The 19,200-nt window shown below is 60.2% G+C and carries 17 protein-coding genes; 6 read left to right on the forward strand and 11 right to left on the reverse strand.

The window, feature by feature from the left end:
* Nucleotides 1–69 precede the first annotated feature (69 nt).
* Complete coding sequence (locus tag AC0IXS_RS18460; protein WP_137202831.1) at nt 70–984, reverse strand: proline iminopeptidase-family hydrolase; 915 nt, start codon at nt 982–984, stop codon at nt 70–72.
* 96 nt (nt 985–1,080) lie between these two features.
* Nucleotides 1,081–1,845, reverse strand: coding sequence for a LuxR family transcriptional regulator (locus AC0IXS_RS18465; RefSeq protein WP_471825373.1), 765 nt, complete (start codon nt 1,843–1,845; stop codon nt 1,081–1,083).
* Nucleotides 1,846–2,131: 286 nt separating this feature from the next.
* Between AC0IXS_RS18465 and AC0IXS_RS18470 the strand changes: the two genes are divergently transcribed.
* The 5 genes from AC0IXS_RS18470 to AC0IXS_RS18490 are packed head-to-tail and all read left to right on the forward strand — an operon-like array spanning nt 2,132 to nt 7,479.
* Nucleotides 2,132–3,079: an ABC transporter permease gene (locus tag AC0IXS_RS18470; protein WP_057409143.1), complete on the forward strand. Its 948-nt coding sequence runs from the start codon at nt 2,132–2,134 to the stop codon at nt 3,077–3,079.
* Nucleotides 3,076–3,939: an ABC transporter permease gene (locus AC0IXS_RS18475; protein ID WP_025994209.1), complete on the forward strand. Its 864-nt coding sequence runs from the start codon at nt 3,076–3,078 to the stop codon at nt 3,937–3,939. The genes AC0IXS_RS18470 and AC0IXS_RS18475 overlap by 4 nt, the downstream gene beginning before the upstream one ends.
* The gene (locus tag AC0IXS_RS18480; RefSeq protein ID WP_471825376.1) at nt 3,936–4,940 is read left to right on the forward strand and encodes an ABC transporter ATP-binding protein; all 1,005 of its coding nucleotides are present in this window, start codon (nt 3,936–3,938) and stop codon (nt 4,938–4,940) included. Before AC0IXS_RS18475 ends, AC0IXS_RS18480 begins: the two co-directional genes overlap by 4 nt.
* Complete coding sequence (locus AC0IXS_RS18485; RefSeq protein ID WP_471825378.1) at nt 4,937–5,917, forward strand: ABC transporter ATP-binding protein; 981 nt, start codon at nt 4,937–4,939, stop codon at nt 5,915–5,917. Before AC0IXS_RS18480 ends, AC0IXS_RS18485 begins: the two co-directional genes overlap by 4 nt.
* A 47-nt stretch (nt 5,918–5,964) precedes the next feature.
* Nucleotides 5,965–7,479 carry an ABC transporter substrate-binding protein gene (locus AC0IXS_RS18490; protein WP_217662177.1) on the forward strand — a complete coding sequence of 505 codons (1,515 nt, stop codon included), beginning with the start codon at nt 5,965–5,967 and terminating at the stop codon, nt 7,477–7,479.
* Between the two features lie 195 nt (nt 7,480–7,674).
* On the opposite strand, the gene AC0IXS_RS18495 is transcribed toward AC0IXS_RS18490, so the two are convergent.
* On the reverse strand, nt 7,675–8,544 hold the full coding sequence (locus AC0IXS_RS18495) for a diguanylate cyclase domain-containing protein (protein ID WP_471825381.1): 870 nt from the start codon (nt 8,542–8,544) through the stop codon (nt 7,675–7,677).
* A 721-nt stretch (nt 8,545–9,265) separates the two neighbouring features.
* On the opposite strand from AC0IXS_RS18495, the gene AC0IXS_RS18500 reads away from it, so the two are divergent.
* Nucleotides 9,266–10,936, forward strand: a complete 1,671-nt coding sequence (locus AC0IXS_RS18500; RefSeq protein WP_057408190.1) for a BCCT family transporter — start codon at nt 9,266–9,268, stop codon at nt 10,934–10,936.
* Nucleotides 10,937–11,000: 64 nt separating this feature from the next.
* Here the strand turns inward: AC0IXS_RS18500 and AC0IXS_RS18505 are convergent, their stop codons facing one another.
* From AC0IXS_RS18505 to biuH, 8 genes are all read right to left on the reverse strand, one after another.
* Nucleotides 11,001–11,726 (reverse strand): 3'-5' exonuclease, encoded by a 726-nt coding sequence (locus tag AC0IXS_RS18505; protein WP_057408189.1) that lies wholly within the window; start codon nt 11,724–11,726, stop codon nt 11,001–11,003.
* Nucleotides 11,723–13,600 (reverse strand): DUF294 nucleotidyltransferase-like domain-containing protein, encoded by a 1,878-nt coding sequence (locus AC0IXS_RS18510; RefSeq protein ID WP_057408188.1) that lies wholly within the window; start codon nt 13,598–13,600, stop codon nt 11,723–11,725. Before AC0IXS_RS18510 ends, AC0IXS_RS18505 begins: the two co-directional genes overlap by 4 nt.
* 96 nt (nt 13,601–13,696) lie before the next feature.
* The gene (gene nhaA / locus AC0IXS_RS18515) at nt 13,697–14,980 is read right to left on the reverse strand and encodes a Na+/H+ antiporter NhaA (RefSeq protein ID WP_471825384.1); all 1,284 of its coding nucleotides are present in this window, start codon (nt 14,978–14,980) and stop codon (nt 13,697–13,699) included.
* Between the two features lie 241 nt (nt 14,981–15,221).
* The gene (locus AC0IXS_RS18520; RefSeq protein WP_025994218.1) at nt 15,222–15,908 is read right to left on the reverse strand and encodes a GntR family transcriptional regulator; all 687 of its coding nucleotides are present in this window, start codon (nt 15,906–15,908) and stop codon (nt 15,222–15,224) included.
* Nucleotides 15,909–15,913: 5 nt separating this feature from the next.
* Nucleotides 15,914–16,300, reverse strand: a complete 387-nt coding sequence (gene hpxZ, locus AC0IXS_RS18525) for an oxalurate catabolism protein HpxZ (RefSeq protein WP_004883220.1) — start codon at nt 16,298–16,300, stop codon at nt 15,914–15,916.
* Entirely contained in the window at nt 16,300–16,977 is a 678-nt protein-coding gene (locus AC0IXS_RS18530; protein WP_449117119.1) for a cysteine hydrolase family protein, read from the reverse strand. Before AC0IXS_RS18530 ends, hpxZ begins: the two co-directional genes overlap by 1 nt.
* Entirely contained in the window at nt 16,974–18,509 is a 1,536-nt protein-coding gene (locus AC0IXS_RS18535; protein WP_471825387.1) for an ABC transporter ATP-binding protein, read from the reverse strand. The genes AC0IXS_RS18530 and AC0IXS_RS18535 overlap by 4 nt, the downstream gene beginning before the upstream one ends.
* Before the next feature lie 2 nt (nt 18,510–18,511).
* Complete coding sequence (biuH, locus tag AC0IXS_RS18540) at nt 18,512–19,198, reverse strand: biuret amidohydrolase (protein WP_191954519.1); 687 nt, start codon at nt 19,196–19,198, stop codon at nt 18,512–18,514.
* Nucleotides 19,199–19,200: the final 2 nt, after the last annotated feature.

Here is a 19,200-nt window from a genome sequence, read left to right on the forward strand (position 1 = left end):
CTCCTCGCGAACCCGTCCAGCCGGACGCCTGGCAGATTAGCACCCTCCGTCCAGCCTGCAGGAGGCACGTTACGGTTTTGCCAAAGCGAGCGCAGTATCCATAAACTCCGCGACGACACCCATGCAGGCCGTGCGCTCTTCCACGTGCGGCATGTGGCTGGACTCTTCGAAAACCACCGCCTGAATGCCGGGTACGTTGTCCTCGTAAGGCTTTACCACGCGCGGCGTGGCTTCGTCATAACGGCCGGAAATCAGCAGCGTTGGTACTCGTATGAGGTTCAGGCGATCAATGATCGTCCAGTCTTTCATGGTGCCGATCACATGAAACTCGGTCGGACCGTTCATGGCGTGGTAAACGGTCGGGTCTTCATCGATCTGGTCGAACGTGCGCTGCACTTCCTCCGGCCATGGATTAACCCGGCATACATGACGGTTGTAAAAGAGGCGAGACGCTTCCTTGTATTCTTCGTCCTGCAAAGTGCCCGCCTGTTCGTGTCGCAAAAGCGTCTTCTGCACAGCTTCCGGCAGCTCCCGGCGCAGGCGGTTGGCCTCGCTGACCCAGGTGTGCATGTCAGCTGGCGAATTGGCGATGACCAGCGCTTTCAGGCCGGAAGGTTGTCGAACCGCGTGTTCGGACGCGAGCATGCCACCCCAGGACTGGCCCAGCAGGGCGTAGTTGTTGGCGATATCCAGATGCATCAGCAGGTTGTCCAGCTCCGCCAGAAACAGCTCGACTGTCCAGAAATCCGCTTTTTTGTCCGGCAAATGAGTCGACTTGCCGTTGCCCAACTGGTCGTAGTGAATGACGGCGCGGCCGGTGCTGGCGATGTCCTTGAACGCATCCACGTAGTCATGGGTGCAGCCGGGACCTCCGTGCAGGATGACCAGCGGCGTGTGGGGACCACGCAGATCGCCAGTGATGCGATACCAGGTCTGGTACTGGCCAAAGGGTGCGTAACCTTCCTGGATTGTTATCTCTGACATGCTGTCGGTCTCCCGGTGATGGATCGGGGCACCTTAGCGCTGTTTTTCGTCAGCGATAACTGTAAGAAATGATAGGTTTTGCCTTTAAACAAAGGGTCAGCTGTCCAGCAACCTATAATGTACGGCGCGCACCACGGCCTGCACGCGGTTCTTCGCACCGAGCTTCTGCATCGCGGAGTTGAGGTGCAGTGTCACGGTGGCGACGGAGCGATTGAGGTGCTGGGCAATTTCCCTGGCGGTCAGGCCTTCGGCGGACCAGCGCAGGCATTCGCGTTCGCGACGTGTAAGTTTGATTGCCGTGCACGAGTGCATGGCCTCGTCGAACATCGGGTAAGCCACTTCCTGAAAGGCATGGGCGAGCAGGCCGAACTCGGCGAGGCTTTGTCGGGCGTCTTCGAGTGCCACGTCGCTGCTGTCCGAGCAGATACCGGTGAGCGTTGCGAAGCCACCTCTGGGCATGTGGATCGGCACGGTGACGCCGCAGGTCATATGAAATTCGTTCAAATAGCGCACCACGGGTGTGTGCAGATCCTTGATCACTGTGCGCAATACGGTCTCCGCCTTGGGTTGGTAAGACCACACAAATGGCGAGACGCTGTTCACCGCCAGTTGTTGAACCGGGTCGATTTGGTAATAGCCCTTGCGGCACCAGAGCGTGTGCCAGTCTTCGGGTGCATTGCGCAGCGCGAGCAAAGAAGGGGTGATCAGTGCACCATCATGGGCCACGGGCACCGGGCTGTAATCGTAAACCACCGAGTCGAAGCCGAGCCCTGAGGCGAGCATCCATGCGCAGTCCATCTGCTGGTCCAGCGTGGCTGCAGACTGTAGACGTGTATTGAAATCCGACAACCTCACGTGCATGGCATGACTTCCTTTGTCACTCGACCCATCGAACGACAACTATAGCAATGAACGAAGCAAGGAAAGTGCCACGCGCATGAATCCGGACGACCTGCGCGTTGAAAACCTATAAGAATTACTAGCTGTCACCCGATGGACGGCGCGATAGGGTTGAGTCATGACCTGTCGGGGATAACGGTAGGCGAAGGGCGTTTTCCAACGGTTCTGACGTGTCGTTCTATCATGAGAGGCCCGCAGCGATTTTTCGGTCCTGCTCGATCTTTCTTCAACCACCTCGGGACATGCAATGAATCTGGGTCGTTATCGTTTCATTCTCCAGCGCCCGGTGCAGCTGCTGCCGGTGTTGTTCGGTATCAGCCTGGTGACCTTCATTCTGGTGCGCTCGATCCCCGGCGACCCGGCACGCATCCTGCTGGGTGCCCGCAGCACGCCCGATGCGCTGGCCAACATTCGCGCCCAATACGGGCTCGATCAGCCCATGTGGATGCAATACGTCTATTTCATGAAAAACCTGCTGCAGGGCGATATGGGCAAGTCGCTGCTGTACAAGATCGATGTCCTGAAACTGATCGTCACACGCCTGGAGCCGACCCTGTTTCTGGTGTTGGGCAGCGTCCTGCTGGCGTTGCTGATTGCCATCCCGCTCGCCACGCTGGCCGCGCGCAACAAAGGCAGTTGGGGCGATAATCTGATTCGTGTTTTCACCACCACCGGACTGGGCATGCCCGCGTTCTGGCTGGGGATCATGTTGATCCTGCTGTTCAGCGTGAAGCTGGGCTGGTTTCCGGTATCTGGCTATGGCAACGACTGGCTCGACAAGCTTCATCACATGGCGCTGCCGTGCCTGACCATCGCGCTGGCGCTGTCCGCAGTGCTTGTGCGCAACCTGCGCGCCAGCATGTTGATGGAGTTGCAGGCCGATCACGTCACGGCAGCCCGAGCCAGAGGCGTCAGCGAAGGCGCACTGTTTCGCCGTCACGTGCTGCCCAACTCGCTGGTGCCGTCCATCAACCTGCTGGCAGTGAACATCGGCTGGCTGATCAGCGGCACCGTGGTTATCGAAAGCCTGTTTGCCATTCCGGGCATCGGTCAGCTGCTGGTGCGTGGCATTTTCAGCCGCGACTACATGGTGGTGCAGGGCGTCGCAATGGTGCTGGCCTGCGGGACGGTCATGGTGAACTTTCTGGCGGACGTGGCAACGGTTGCGGTCGATCCACGGGTGAGCATCAAATGAACACGGCCCAGACCCATGTCCCTGCCCAATGGCGTACGCGTCTGCGTCTACGCTTGCGCAATGGCCGGCTGGCCATGCTGCTCGGTGGCTCGCTGCTGGGCATGTGGCTGCTGCTGGCGATCTTCGCGCCGTGGCTGGCGCCCTACGATCCGATCTTCCAGAACACCGAATTGCGCCTGATGGGGCCGCACCTGGCGCACCCGTTCGGCACCGACAATTTCGGGCGCGATATTCTTTCCCGCGTGATCTGGGCGGCCCGTGTCGACCTGCAGATCTGCGTGCTCGGCGTCATCTTCCCGTTCATGATCGGCACCTTTGTCGGCGCGCTGTCCGGCTACATTGGCGGCCGCTTCGACAACCTGTGCATGCGCGTGATCGACATCGTGCTGGCGTTCCCGTTTCTGGTGCTGATGCTGGCGATCATCGCCATTCTCGGCCCCGGCCTGACCAGCTTCTATATCGCCATGGCGCTGGTGGGCTGGGTGTCTTACGCGCGGCTGATCCGCTCGCAGATTCTGGTGCTCAAGGAAAGCGACTTTGCTCTCGCCGCCAAGAGTCTGGGCTTCGGCCACCTGCGCATTCTGTTTCGCCACTTGCTGCCCAACGCACTGTTCGGCTCGATTGTGTTTTCCATGTCCGATGCGGTGCTGGTGCTGCTCAGTGGTGCAGCGGTCAGCTATCTGGGCCTGGGCGTACAGCCGCCGCTGGCCGAGTGGGGCACGATGGTTGCCGAAGGTCAGGCGTTTTTGACCACGGCCTGGTGGATCTGTCTGTTTCCGGGCCTGGCTATCGTCACCCTGGCCATGGGCTTCAGCCTGTTGGCCGACGGCGTGGCCGAAACGCTGGGAGAACGCCGATGAGCACGCCGGTACTGAAGGTCAGCGACATGAGCGTGGTCGCCAGCAACGGTGGCCGCGAGGTGACGCTGGTGGATCGGCTGTCATTCGATCTGCATCAGGGCGAGATTCTCGGTCTGGTCGGTGAGAGTGGTTCGGGCAAGACCATGGCTTGTCGTGCCCTGATGCAGTTGATGCCATCGCCGGACCTGCAGGTGCGCGGTGGGTCGGTACTGCTCAACGATGTCGATCTGCTCACACTCGATGCGGCCCGGATGCGCGCCATGCGTGGGCGCCGCATCGGCATGATCTTCCAGAACCCCAGCAGCCACCTCGACCCGTTGATGCGCATCGGCGAGCAGATTGCCGAAGGCTTTCGTCTGCATCAGGGCTCGTCGAAACGCGAGGCGAGGGCGCAGGCCATCGACCTGTTGCGTCAGGTCGGTATTCCCGATCCGGCGTCCCGCGTGGACAACTATCCCCATGAATTTTCCGGTGGCATGCGCCAGCGCGCCATGATTGCCGTTGCGTTGGGCTGCGGCCCGCAGGTCCTGATTGCCGACGAGCCGACCACGGCGCTCGACGTGACCGTTCAGGCGCAGATCCTGCGGTTGTTGCTCGACCTGCGTGATCGTCACGGGCTTTCGCTGATCATGATCACCCATGACCTGGGCGTGGTGGCGCAAACCTGCGATTCCATCGCCGTGATGTACGCCGGTCGCCTGTGTGAGCACGGCAGCAAACGCGATGTGCTGGCCCGTGCGCGACATCCCTATACGCGCGGCCTGATCGAATGTCAGCCCGCCAGCAGTGCGGGCAATGCGCTGTTGCGCACTATTCCCGGTCAGCCGCCGCTGCTCGATGCACTGCCCGAAGGCTGCCGGTTCCATACGCGCTGCACGCACGCCGGTCCGGATTGTGCTGCACAGTTACCGTTCATGCGTTCTGTCGGCGACAGCCACGCCGCTGCCTGCCATTACCCGTTACAGGTGACGTCGGCGCACGGCGAAGAGGTGCACTCATGAGCGGCCCGACGTTGCTGAACGTGAATGATCTGGTGGTGCGCTTCCCGGCGTCCGGAACCGGCTTTCTGGGCATGCATAAGCAGTGGGTACAGGCGGTCAACGGTGTGTCCCTGACCATAAGCGCGGGCGAAACGCTGGGGCTGGTGGGCGAGTCCGGCAGCGGCAAGAGCACGCTGGGCCGCGCCATCCTGCGCCTGAATGACGTGACTTCCGGGCAGATCGTATTCGACGACGTGGATGTGGCGCAGGGCAGCGGCATTCATCTGCAACGCCTGCGCAGCGAAACGGCAATGATCTTTCAGGACCCGTTTTCCTCGCTCAATCCACGCATGACCATCGGCGCCACGCTGGCTGAGGTTCTGCATGTGCAGCGCAAGGTCGCCAGGTCCGACATTCCGGCGCGGGTCATCGAGTTGCTGGACATGGTCGGCCTGCGCCCGGAGTTCGCCGACCGAAAGCCCGGCGCCCTGAGCGGCGGGCAGTGTCAGCGGGTCGGCATCGCCCGCGCGCTGGCCATCGAGCCGCGGCTGATCATTGCCGACGAGTGCGTGGCCGCGCTGGATGTGTCGATTCAGGGCCAGATCATCAACCTGCTGCTGGAACTGCGCCAGCGCATGAACCTGGCCATTCTGTTCATTGCTCACGACTTGGCCATCGTGCGCCGGCTCTGTGATCGGGTGGCAGTGATGTACCTGGGCCGCATCGTCGAGGAAGGACCTGTCGAGTCGGTGTTTCTCAGCCCGCGTCATCCTTACACCGCCGCCCTGATTCAGGCGATCCCGGAAATCGATCCTGACCGCCCGTTACCCAGCGAACCGCTGCAGGGCGAACCGCCAAGCCCGCTGCATTTGCCGGACGGCTGCGCGTTTCATCCACGCTGCCGTTTTGCCCGAGCCGATTGTTCCAGCATCGCGCCGCCCACGCGTCATGTGGGCGAACAGCGCTACGACTGTGTGCTTGAAGAACTCGTTTTCTGATCCCGTAATCACTATCCGTTCTCGATACCGACAAGGAGTTTCCGTATATGAAAGCACGACCTGTGAAGTTGCTGACCGTCGCCATGCTGGCGGCCTGTTCTCTGGCTGCCGGGGTGGCGGAAGCCGCTGGCGTGCTGACCATCGGCCGCCGCGAAGACGGCACCACGTTCGACCCGATCAAGAGCGCGCAGAACATCGATAACTGGGTGTTTTCCAACGTTTACGACGTGCTGATCCGCGTCGATAACAAGGGCACGAAACTGGTGCCGGGGCTGGCAGAAAGCTGGAGCATTTCACCGGACGGGCTCATCTACACCTTGAAGATGCGCCCCTCGAAGTTCTCCGACGGCTCCGAGCTGACCGCCAGCGATGCGGTGTTCAGCCTGTTGCGCATTCGTGACGACAAAGGCTCGCTGTGGAGCGACTCCTACAAGATCATCGACACTGCTGTGGCAAGCGACCCGCACACGCTGGTGATCACCCTGAAACACCCGTCGGCCTCATTCCTCTCGCAACTGGCGCTGCCCAACGTCTCGATCCTGTCCGAGAAAGCCATGAAAAGTCTGGGCGAAGAAGCCTACGCCGAAAAACCGGTGGGTTCGGGTGCGTTTACCGTCAAGGAATGGCGACGTGGCGATCGGGTGATTCTGGAAAAGAACCCCAACTTCTGGGAAGCCTCCACCGTCAGCCTTGACGGTGTCGAGTGGATCTCGGTGCCGGACGACAACACTCGCATGCTCAAGGTCCAGGCCGGCGAGCTGGATGCCGCGATCTACGTGCCGTTTTCCCGCGTGGAGACCCTGAAGAAAGATGCCGGTCTGGTCGTACATGAAGACCCGTCGACCCGCGAAGATCATCTGCTGATCAACCACGAGCATGGCGCGCTGGCGAAAGTGGAAGTGCGTCAGGCGCTGGACATGGCCATCGACAAGAAATCCCTTGTCGAAGCCGCCACCTTCGGACTGGGTACTGTCGCCAATTCCTACATCCCCAAGGGCGCGCTGTACCACTACGCCGACAACCTGCAACGCCCTTACGACCCGGTGAAAGCGAAGAAAATGCTGGCCGACGCGGGCGCTTCAGACCTGAAACTCAATTACATCGTCAACGCAGGCAACGAAGTCGACGAGCAGATCGCCGTCATGCTGCAACAGCAACTGGCCAAGGTTGGCGTGACCACCACGCTGCAGAAAGTCGACCCGAGCCAGAGCTGGGACATGCTGATCGCCGGTGACTACGACATCTCCGTGATGTACTGGACCAACGACATCCTCGACCCGGATCAGAAGACGACGTTCGTGCTCGGGCATGACACCAACATGAACTACATGACCCGCTACAAGAACGACAAGGTCAAGGAACTGGTCGCCGCCGCCCGCGTGGAAATGGACCCGAAAAAACGTGAGCAGATGTACATCGACCTGCAGAAAATGGCCAAGGCCGACGTGAACTGGATCGACCTTTACTACAGCCCGTACATCAGCGTGTCGCGCAAGAACATCGAACACTTCGGCCAGAACCCGCTGGGTCGGTTCACGCTGGAGGAGACGGTCAAGCGTTGAGGTTCATGTTGTCTCCTGGCAGACCCCAGGCTGGGGAGGTCTCACGACGTCTTTGACGTAGCGCTGTAGCGCAGCAAACACGGGACCGTGGGAGGTGGCTTGCCAGCGATGAACGATGACGCGATTTTCCTGACATACCGCGTCGACTGCATCGCCGGCAAGCCGCCTCCCACCGATGGTTTTTTATTCAGCTGGTTACATTTTATGGCTGAAAGGCCGCTGCCTTTTGACCCGATACATATCGCCGTCCGCATGGCTGAGCAGGGTGTCGGCGTCTTCCCCATCTGCCGGATAACACGCGACGCCGATGCTGCAGGACGGCATGGCTATTGCGCCAGACGCCTCATCCAGCGGTGCAGCCATGGCCTCAAGAATCTGTCTGACTTTCATGGACACCGCGTCCCGGGACGGAATATCCGTCAGCAAGACTGTGAACTCGTCACCGCCAACACGGGCCACCGTGCCTGCCTCGCCAATGCAGCGTTCCAGGCGCCGAGCCACCGTACACAGCACCTGATCGCCCGCAGCATGCCCGTGGACGTCGTTGATACCCTTGAAGTCATTGACGTCCAGGAACAACAAGGCCAGCGAGCTTTGGTCATGACGTGCAACTCGCAAGGCTTCATCAAGCCGTTCATTGAACAGCGAGCGGTTGGTCAGTGCGGTCAAAGGATCATGATGGGCCAGAAAGCGTAACTCTTTCTCGGCCTTGGCCAGCGCCGTCACATCGCGCGCGACGCCGATACGTGCGCCGACTTCTTCAGACCAGAATGCCGCCCACAAGATGTAGACGATGCTTCCATCCTTGCGAAGGTAACGGTTACGGAAATCGAAGTGCGGTTGCCCATTCATCACCCGGTCGATGGACGCTATCGTGGCCGCCAGGTCTTCAGGGTGCATATAGCCAGTAATCTGCGTCCCGACCAGCTCGGCAGCGCGATAGCCCAGCAGCGTCTCGCACGCATCGCTGACGAATACGATCTGGTTGTCGCTGTCGACCACAAAGACCGTATCCAGCATCAGATGGATGAGCTTGGGGTAGAGCGCTTGGAGGTCAACGGGCATGTTCAGGAACGTCCGGGTCAGGTCGCCCCGATCATAGCCTGATCATCGACCGGCGCGTCGAGGAAATGATGGCTTTTTGATGCTCTTTCAGCGCGTGCCCCACAGTCCGTGGTCGCAGCAAGACTCTTGTATAACGCTGAGCACAAACATGGGCATGATCGGCTTGCTTGAGATCACGCTGATCGTTCCTATGCTCCGCGCTCGGCGTTATACACAAGTCCTCCTGGAGGAATACGATGATGATCGTTCCCATGCTCTGCGTGGGAATGCCTCCCAGGACGCTCCGCGTCCGCTCTGGAATGTGGCGCAGATGTGTGCCCAGGCTCCAGCGTTATCCACGTCATGCGCTCGGCTTACTGAATCCCTAGTCTGTGCCATTTGTGACGCGGAGCGTCACGGGAGGCATGCCCACGCGGAGCGATGGGCACGATCAGTGTCGAGACGGACTTGTGTATAACGATGAGCGCTCTGCGTGGGAATGCCTCCCAGGACGCTCCGCGTCCACCCTCGAAGGTGGCGCAGAGCGATTGGCACGACCAGCGTTGAGACGGCATTCTGAACTTTGTGGGCCGGGCGCGTGTCTGGTCCGGGTGGTCACGGCAATAGCTTAATGCGTTGTCATCTATTGTTACCATGAAACGCTTAGACTCGTTTTACCATAGGAACAGCGAGAATTCAGACGGCTGCATGTTGTAGCGTGCTGTTTATAAAGGAGGTTCTTGTGGATAAAAAACCTGAAAATGACGTGCCGGAACAAACGCAGAATGCCAATATCGAAGGCATCCCGGCACCCAGCGGCGACGCTAATCTGATCGATACCGACTATGTGATTGGCCAGGATAATATCAAGGGCCAGTTCTCGTTCTCGCTTGATATCCACGGCAAGGTATTCATTATCTCGGCCGCGACGGTGGTGCTCTTTGTCGTGCTGACACTTGCACTTCAGACCGAAGTAGAGCCGCTCTTCAACGCGATACGCAATTGGTTGACCGGGCATCTGGCCTGGCTGTTCATGAGCGTGGCCAACGTTTTTGTCGTGCTGTGTCTGGCGCTTATTGTGTCGCCGCTCGGCAAGGTTCGTATTGGCGGCAGGGAAGCCAAACCGGATTACACGTATGTGGGCTGGTTCTCGATGCTGTTCGCCGCAGGCATGGGCATCGGGCTGATGTTCTATGGCGTTGCCGAGCCGATGTCCCACTATTCTGCGGCAATGGATGGTGTCAGTGTCGATGCGGCGGGCTTGCGTACCGACTGGGCGCCATTGGGCGGCGCGCAGGGTGATATGAAGGCATCCGCCGATCTGGCGATGGCGGCGACCATTTTCCATTGGGGTCTGCATCCGTGGGCCATTTACGCAATTGTCGCGTTATCGCTTGCACTGTTTTCCTATAACAAGGGATTGCCGCTTTCGATCCGCTCCATCTTCTACCCGTTGCTGGGTGAGCGGGTGTGGGGCTGGCCCGGGCATATCATTGATATTCTGGCGGTGTTTGCCACGCTCTTCGGCCTGGCCACTTCGCTGGGGATTGGTGCCGAGCAGGCTGCTGCGGGTATCGAATATCTGTTTGGTATCAAATCCAGCAATTTGAGCAAAGTCGTGCTGATCGTGGGCATTACGCTGATTGCACTGTGGTCGGTACTTGCCGGTCTGGACAAGGGCGTGAAGTTGCTGTCGCAGGTCAATATGGGACTTGCGCTGCTTTTGCTCGTCTTCATTATCGTGGTGGGTCCGACAGTGGCCATTTTTACCGGGTTCTTCCATAACCTGGTCAACTACGTCGAATACCTGCCTGCACTCTCCAACCCGTTCGGACGTACCGATACCGAGTTCACGCAAGGCTGGACAGCGTTCTATTGGGCATGGTGGATCAGTTGGTCTCCTTTTGTCGGGATGTTCATTGCACGCGTCAGTCGTGGGCGTACGGTCCGCGAGTTCCTGATTTCGGTCCTTCTGGTTCCAACGCTGGTGTCGGTGCTCTGGATGACGACGTTTGGCGGCACGGCCATCGATCAGGCAACGCTGCAAGGCGTGGTCAGCGTGAAGGACGCCGTACTCGAGCTGAAGCTGTTTGCCATGCTGGGCGAGCTTCCGCTCAAGGAAATCACCTCGTTCCTGGGTATCGTTCTGGTGATCGTGTTCTTCATCACCTCGTCCGACTCAGGCTCATTGGTGATCGACACCATCACCGCTGGCGGCAAGGTCAACGCGCCGGTTCCTCAGCGTGTCTTCTGGGCCGTCATTGAAGGTGTGATCGCCATTGCCCTGTTGCTGGGCGGCGGCCTGGTCGCTCTGCAGGCGATGGCGGTTTCGACCGGTCTGCCGTTTGCGATTGTCCTGATGCTGGGCTGTATCTCGCTGGTCAAGGGGCTGCTGTCCGAGCCACGCTCCTGATCTGACGACTGAACGCAGCGAGCCTTCGGGTCGCTGCGTTCAGGTCATCCTTCGTTTCCAGCCATCAACTCCATACCTCACCCACGGTCGTCGATGGCGCATAGTGCGTGGCTATCTGCGCTTGCAGCAGCTCCGCCGTTGCCAGTGCGTCGGTCAACGCATGGTGCGCAAGGTACTGCGGAAGATGGTAGCGACTGCGGCTGTCGGCCAGCCGGATCGACACCGGCTGACGCCTCAGCAAGCGGTCAATCCAGCCACGTTTTTTTCGGTACAGGCGCGCCTCCAGTTGCATGGTGTCGATGACCGGAAACTGAAGTCCTTCACCAATCTGTCTGCGTAATGCCTGATCGAGAAAGTTGCGCTCGATGGCTCTGTAATGCACCACCATGACCTTGCCTGCCATCGCGGTCAGCAACTGCTCCATCACGTCGGACAGCTGTGGCGCACTGTGGATGTCTGCGTGGGTGATGTGGTGAAACACCACTGAAGCGCTGCTCAGCTCGGTGGGAGGTTTTATCACCCAGTACAGTGACCGGCCGCACTGTATGCGCTTTAGGGTGAAGGGCATAATGCCAATGCTGACGATGTTGTCGGACTCGGCATTCAGCCCAGTGGTCTCCAGGTCCATGGCGAGCAACTGGATCTCGTCCAGAGGCTCATCTGCTCCCGGAACGCCGGAGCGGTAATAGTTTTGCAGGAGCGGATGGCGGGACGTTTGCGCCAGTCGGTCAAACGTCTCTGGCCAATTCAGGGGCGCAACGTCTTGGTCTGGCTTCACGGTCCGGCTCATCGCAATGACCGCGTTTGACCCGGGTAGCGAAAACGCAGGAATTTCTGCGCGCTGCTGAGCACTTGAAAGGATTCTTTCAGGTTGTGGCGCTCGCTGGTGGTGAAACGCTCGGGCTCGATGTAATTGTCGGGTTCCTGTCCCTGTTCCATCGCCTCCGCCTGATGGCGAATCCGCACCATCGATAAAAACTCGAGCGCATAGCGCAGATGCTGCAGGCCCTCCGGCTGGATCAAGCGTGTCGCGCTGATGGCGTCCAGGCGATCGAACGAGTTCTGCGCGGTCGAGCCACAGGCCAGAGCGTGGACGCGAATCAGGTCGGTCAACGGCGCAGTCCCGCGCCCCTTGAGATTGATGATCTGCTTCTGGCGACCATCGGTTTCCATCACAAAGGTTCGGAAGAAGCCCAGCGGAGGCGTCCGATTGAGCGCATTTCTGGCCATCGCAGCCAGAAAGTCGGGGTTTTCCTTCGACTTTTCGGCGCAGAGCGTCTTGAGCGTTTCAACCAGGTGCATCTGTCCATGCACGCCGTCCAGGTCGAAAAAAATACAGCTGTTGAGAAGGGTCGCGGCACTCGGCTTTTCGATCCACTGCGTGAAATAGGATTTCCAGACATGCAGCGGCTGACGCCATTGCGCGTTGGTCGCCATGATGCCGCCCTTGCAATAACTGTATCCACACGCCGCCAGCCCGTCGCTGACGAAGGCGGCGAGCTTTTTGAAGTAGTCGTCATGCAGGCCGGGATCAAAACTGTCGTCCAGCACCAGCGCGTTGTCCTGGTCGGTGACCAGCAACTGTTCGTCCCGCGCCATGGAGCCCAGCGCCATGAAGCAGTACGGAACGGGAGCCGGTCCCAGTTCCCGCTCGCCCAGTTCCAGCAGACGCTGCGTAAAGGCGCGGCCGATTCCGGAAATGGCACTGCCGATCATGTGTGCGGTTGCACCGTCGCGAACCATGCGGATGTAAGTACCGCGAAGATCGCGCAGCAAGGACTGCAGGCCCGAAACCGATGTCTGGTTGGAAATGCTGTTGACCAGATACAGGCTGCTCTGTGATTCGTGCCGAATGATATCCGACAGGTTGATCAGGCCCTTCGTACGGCCGCGATCCATGACCGGCAGGTGGTGAATGTTGTGCCTGAGCATGCATAGCATCGCCTCGAATACCGAGTCGTTGGCCTGAATCGTTACAGGGTCGGCCGACATGACCTGTGTAATTTCGGTATCGCCACTCAGATTGGCCGCCACCACGCGGTTACGCAGGTCTCTGTCGGTGACAATACCGAGCATTTTCTCGGCTCCGTCGGCGGGCTTGTCGAGGACCACCACGCAGGAAACGCTTTCCTTGCTCATCAGAAGGGCTGTCTGCTGCACACTGGTCTGTGGCGAAACCCAGACCAGCGAGCGGGAAATCAGCGCCAACGATTTGAGTTGAATCAGCTCGCTGGCGCGTCCCTGCGCTTCGACTGCCGATTTGAGCCGCGAGTGGCCTTCGGCTTCGACGAAATCGGCGAAGCTGTCATGGCGTTCGCACAACTCGGCAAACATGTCCGAAGGGATGAAATAGATCAGGCTGTCTTCGAGTGCTTTGGCCGGGAAGCGAACCTTGTTGCTTCGCAAAAGCCCCGCCTGGCCGAAAATGTCACCTTCGACCAGCCGGTTGTAGAGCTCTCCCGTGCGTCGGTAGATCTCAACCGCGCCGCTGCGCACATAGTGCAGATCAGTGATCTGCGACCCTGCTTCGAGAATGACGCTGCCTGCCCTGAAGTAGCTGACCTCGATTCGCTGGGCAATCATGTCCAGCGTGTCTTTGGGCAATACGTCGAAAGGAGGGAAGCGATGAAGGTGATCGCTGATCTCCTGAAGTTCGATCTGCATGAAACCTCGTGCGCTAACGTGTGTGGGCGGACTGCCCGTTCGCAGGGCAATCCGTCTGACGAACCTTATGGACCGTTATCGGAGCGCAAAGATCGATCACCGGTTTCGGAATTTAAGCTTGCCCCATATCAACCCGATGATGGCAGCGGTCGACGAGGCGGCCAGCACGCTGAGTTTGGCCGACGACAGCAGGGCTTCATCCGAAAACGCCAGGGAGGCGATGAAGATGGACATGGTGAAGCCGATACCGGCCAGCAACCCGACCAGAATCACGCCTGCCCAGGTCACGCCTTCCGGCAGCTTGCAGATATTGAGTTTGACCAGCGTCAGGCTGGCGAGAATGACGCCCAACGGTTTGCCCAGCACGAGCGCCAGCATCACGCCCAGAAACACGCTCTGGGACATGGCGTTATCCAGATTGGCCCCTTCCAGATTCACCCCCGCATTGGCCAGCGCAAAAAGCGGCATGATGCCGAACGCGACCCAGGGATGCAGCGCCACCTGAACGCGAAGCACCGGCGGCAGGACTTCCCGCTGCGCCTGGCTGAGCTGCTTGAGGGGCTTTGCCAGTTCTTTCGGATCTTCGTTGGCTTGAGAAAAGCGGCCCATCAGCTCATGAAAGGTGCGTCCGATCGTCTCCATCGGACGCTCTCTGGCTGGCCGGGAATTGACCGGCGTCATCAAGCCCAGGATCACGCCTGCCAGCGTCGGATGAACCCCTGTTTTCCAAAGCCCGAACCAGACGATGGCGCCCGGCACAATGTAGGCGTAAGCCTTGCCGATCCCCATGCGCTGCAGCACGAGCACCAGTGCGAGACCGCCAAGGGCGATGAGCAGGCCGTTGTAGTTCAGGCTTTCGGTGAAGAACACGGCAATGATCAGAATGGCGACGATATCGTCGATGATCGCCAGGGCCAGTAGCAGAATGCGCACGCCACTGGGAATGGATTTGCCCAGCAGCGCAAGGACGCCCACCGCAAAGGCAATGTCAGTCGCGGTCGGGACTGCCCAGCCTGCGTTGGCGGCTGTTCCGTGGTTCAGCGCGATGTAGATGATGGCGGGCACCATGACGCCGCCCAGTGCAGCCCCGAGCGGCAGAATCGCCAGCTTCATGCTTGCCAGTGCGCCGTCCCTGATTTCCTGGCGGATCTCTGCCCCGACAACCAGAAAGAAAATCGTCATCAGCCCGTCGTTGACCAGAAAGTGCAATGACTGGGAGATTCTGAAATCACCAAAGCCCAGGCTCACCTGGGTGTGCCAGAAATGTTCGTAACTTTCAGCGGCGGGGCTGTTGGCCCACACCAGCGCCGTCAAGGCGGCGAGCAGCAGCACGATGCCGCTGACCGCTTCGATGTGCGAGAACCGTTCCAGCGCGGACAAGGCGCGCTCTGTCAGAACCTGAGGGCGGGGAATTGCGGGGGCGGGGGGCTTTCTCTCAGACACAATGACTCTCCGTTGGCGGCCCGACCAACGCGTCAGCTTTAACCTGCACCGCGCGATATGCGTCGATACACCCGCAGCGATGATAAGAAGCCGGGCTTCGAGATGCAATTGATGACGTCGGGAGGCGACCGTTTGCTTGCCCGGTCACTCGGCTCCTGATGAACGCCTGTCTTGGCGCTCACGCCTGATGCTGACGCCGCGCATCAGTCAGCATCGAGATGGTCAGCTTGCGAACCTCCAGCTTGCTGATCTCCACATGAGAGCGCAGCAGCAACAGCGCTTCATCACGCTTGCGGGCCTGAAGGGCGTTGAGGATGGCGGCATGTTCAAGGTAGGTGTGTTCGATGCGCGCGCTCTTGAAGAAGTCCAGACGCCGGACGATGCGGATGCGTTCAGTGACTTCGTGGTGCACGCGGGCCATTTCCTGATTGCCTGACGCAGCCACCAGTTGGGTATGAAACTGCTCGTCGAGATCGGCGACCACTTGCATGTCGGTGTGCCGTTGGCTTTTGTCCACCAGCCAGTGTCCACGCAGGATGTTGAGTTCCGGGTGGACCTCGGCAGACGCACAGATACGTTCGACGGCCGCGCACTCCAGCACGATGCGCAAATCGTAGAGCTGGTCGATCTGGGTGAAGTCCAGCGGCTTGACCGACCAGCCCCGACGAAACTCGACTTCCAGATAACCCTCGCGCTGCAGGCGGTAGAGCGCATCGCGAACCGGCGTGCGTGACACCTGATAACGGTCGGCCAACTGGTTCTCGGTGAAGCGGTCATAGGGCAGCAGGTAGAAATCGAAGATTTCCTGTTTCAGTCGACGGTAGACGTCTTCGGCCAGCGCGTTGGTGGAGTGGGGCGTGCTCACGGTGTTCACTCCAGCGTGCTCAGGTCGATGCTGACATGCGCGGCAACGACTTTCCACGCGCCATCGAAGCGGGCCCAGGTCTGCATCTGGCGTCCCAGCCGTTGAGTGACGCCATCGTGAAATTCGGTGCTGACGGTCGCGAAGTCTTCGCCGAAGGTGCTAACGACCGTACGAACCAATTGTCGTCCGGGACCGACGGGCTGGCAGTGGCGTCGATACAGCGCAATGGCTTCAGCGCCGTGCAGGTTTTCCGCCACGCCGTAACGCACGGTGTGTTCCGAATTCCAGAAATAGTCATCCAGCGTTGTCAGTTCATTGGCCAGCAACGCGCGTTCGTAATCAATGAACGCATCGGTGACGGCGGCCACCACATGAGGCAGGTTGATATCCATCAGTGTGTACTCCTTGTCTGTAGTGCCTGCTCCAGGGCTGACAACGACGTCACTCGACCGACAATGCCACCCTGTGCGGTGATCATGTCGAGCGTCGCTTGCTTGAAGGCGGGAAAGTAACTCTCGGTGGCGTCTTCGATCAACAGGCAGCGGTAACCGCGATCATTTGCTTCGCGCATGCTGCTCTGCACACAGACCTCCGTGGTCACACCGGCGAAGATCAGATGAGTGATGCCCGCTGTGCTCAGTCTTCCGTGCAGACCCGTGCCGAAAAACGTTCCCTTGCCGGGCTTGTCGATGACCCACTCGCCAGCAATCGGAGCCAGAGCGTCGATGATCTGATTGCCCGGCTCGCCACGCACCAGAATCCGGCCCATCGGTCCGGCATCGCCGATGCGCAGGCCCGGCAGGCCATGTTCGAGTTTGGCGGGCGGGCAGTCGGCGAGGTCTTCGACATGGGATTCGCGGGTGTGGATCACGGTCAGGTTTTGATCACGTGCCAGCGCCAATAGCTGTTGAACCGTCGGGATAATGGCTTGCAGCGGCAGCACGTCGTTACCCAGCGCTGCGCCGAAACCACCGGGTTCGAGAAAGTCGCGCTGCATGTCGATGATCACCAGCGCGGTGCTGGCAGGGTCGAAGGCAAAGCGGGCCGGATGAGCGTTGACGTCAATCATGCGGACTCCTTGTGCGAGTGTTCAGCGCCCGCCATATGTCGGCCCAGTTCGGTGCGGTCGGCAGCGTTCGCGAGTGTTTCGAAGACCAGCTCGCCGTCGTGGATCACAGTGATGCGGTCTGCCAGGGTCAACAGTTCGTCGAGGTCTTCGCTTAACAACAGTACGGCGGCGCCGCTGTTGCGAGCGTCGATCAGGCGTTGGTGGATCAGCGCCACGGACGAGAAGTCCAGACCGAACACCGGATTGGCGACGATCAGCACGGCGATGTCCGAAGTCAGCTCGCGAGCCAGCACCGCGCGTTGCACGTTGCCGCCGGACAAGGTCCCGATGGGGCGGTTCGGATCGTTGGGCGTGACCTGAAAGCGTTCGATCAGACCGCGCGCCTGAGCGGCAACCGCACGGCGGTCGATGCGCCAACCCTGACGGCACAGCGGTGGGCGGTCAAAGTTGCGCAGGGCCAGGTTGTCGGCAACGCTGAGCCCGCCGATGCACGCATTGCGCAGCGGCTCTTCCGGCAGGCTGAACACGCGCAGGCGCTGCATCTGTTCGCGGCTGGCGTGATAAGGCTGACCGTCGATCAGCACGCGTCCGGCGCTGAACGGCCGTTGGCCCAACAGCGCTTCGGTCAGTTCGCGCTGGCCGTTGCCAGAGATACCGGCAATGCCGAGGATTTCTCCGGGCCGCACTGACAGGCTCAGCTTTCTGATTGCCAGCGTGCCCTTGTCGCCCGGCACATCAAGCTGATCGACCTGCAATTGCGGGGCCTGTTCAGGCACGGGCGGCCGATCACCGCTGACGCTGTTGGTTTGCGCATGGCCCATCATCCACGTCGCCATTTGCTGAGTCGTGGTGTCGGCGACCGCGCTGCTTGCCACCCAGCGACCCTTGCGCAACACGGTGACGTCGTCGGCGTAGGTGCTGACCTCGCGAAACTTGTGGGTGATCATCAGCACCGTCAGCTCGCCACGGTGCGCCATCTGCTGCATCAGGCCCAGCACCTCGTCGGCTTCCTGCGGCGTGAGCACCGAAGTCGGTTCGTCGAGAATCACCAGCCGACGTTCCAGATACAGTTGCTTGAGAATTTCCAGCTTCTGCTTTTCACCGGCGGCCAGACTGCTGACCGGTCGTTGAATGTCGAGGCGAAACGGCATGCGTTCCATGAAGGCCTGCAGGCGTTCGTGCTCGGCGGTCCAGTCGATACGCCACGGCAGATCGCCACGCGACAGCACCAGATTTTCCGCCACGCTCAGGCCCGGCGCGACGGTGAAATGCTGATACACCATGCCGATCTGCAACTGGTGCGAGTCGCGTGGGTTGCGGATTTCGTGCTCGCGGTTATTGACCAGAATGCTGCCCGACTGCAGCGGGCCGTAACCGATGATGCCTTTGACCAGCGTACTTTTGCCGGCGCCGTTTTCGCCCAACAGCGCATGGACCGTCCCGGCCCGCACCTTGAACGACACGTCATCCAGCGCACGAAACGCGCCGAAGCTTTTGCTGGCGCCGATGGTTTCCAGACTCAGGGCGCGCATGGTCACGCTCCCAGCACATCGCGAAGCATCGACGAATGCCCGACCGCACCGAATACGCCGCCCTGCATCTTGATCATGCTCAGGGCAGCGGCATGGTTGGCCGGGTCGGTCGCGCCGCAGCAATCTTCCAGCAGGATGCATTCGAAGCCGCGATCGTTGGCGTCACGCATGGTGGTGTGCACGCACACGTCCGTCGTGATGCCGGTGAGGATCAGGTTTTCGATGCCCCGGTTACGCAGTACCAGCTCAAGATCGGTGGCGTAGAAAGAACCCTTGCCGGGCTTGTCGATCACGATCTCGCCGGGCAGCGGAGCGAGTTCCTCGATCAGTTCCCAGCCGGGTTCGCCGCGTACCAGAATCTTGCCGCACGGGCCGGGATCGCCGATGCCTGCGCCGATACGCTGCGAGCGCCAGCGCTTGTTGGCGGGCAGGTCGCTGAGGTCCGGGCGATGGCCTTCGCGGGTATGAACGATGGTGAAACCCAGCGGACGCATCAGCGCCAGCAACCCCTTGATCGGCTCGATGGGCGCCCGGGTCAACGCAAGGTCGTAGCCCATGCTGTCCACGTAGCCGCCGACGCCGCAGAAGTCGGTCTGCATGTCGATCACGATCAGCGCGGTGTTGCGTGCGTTGAGCTTGCCGTTCCACGGCCAAGGATAAGGCTCGGAAGCGAGGTAACGTTCGCTCATCG

The organism is Pseudomonas sp. AC016, from assembly GCF_979253365.1.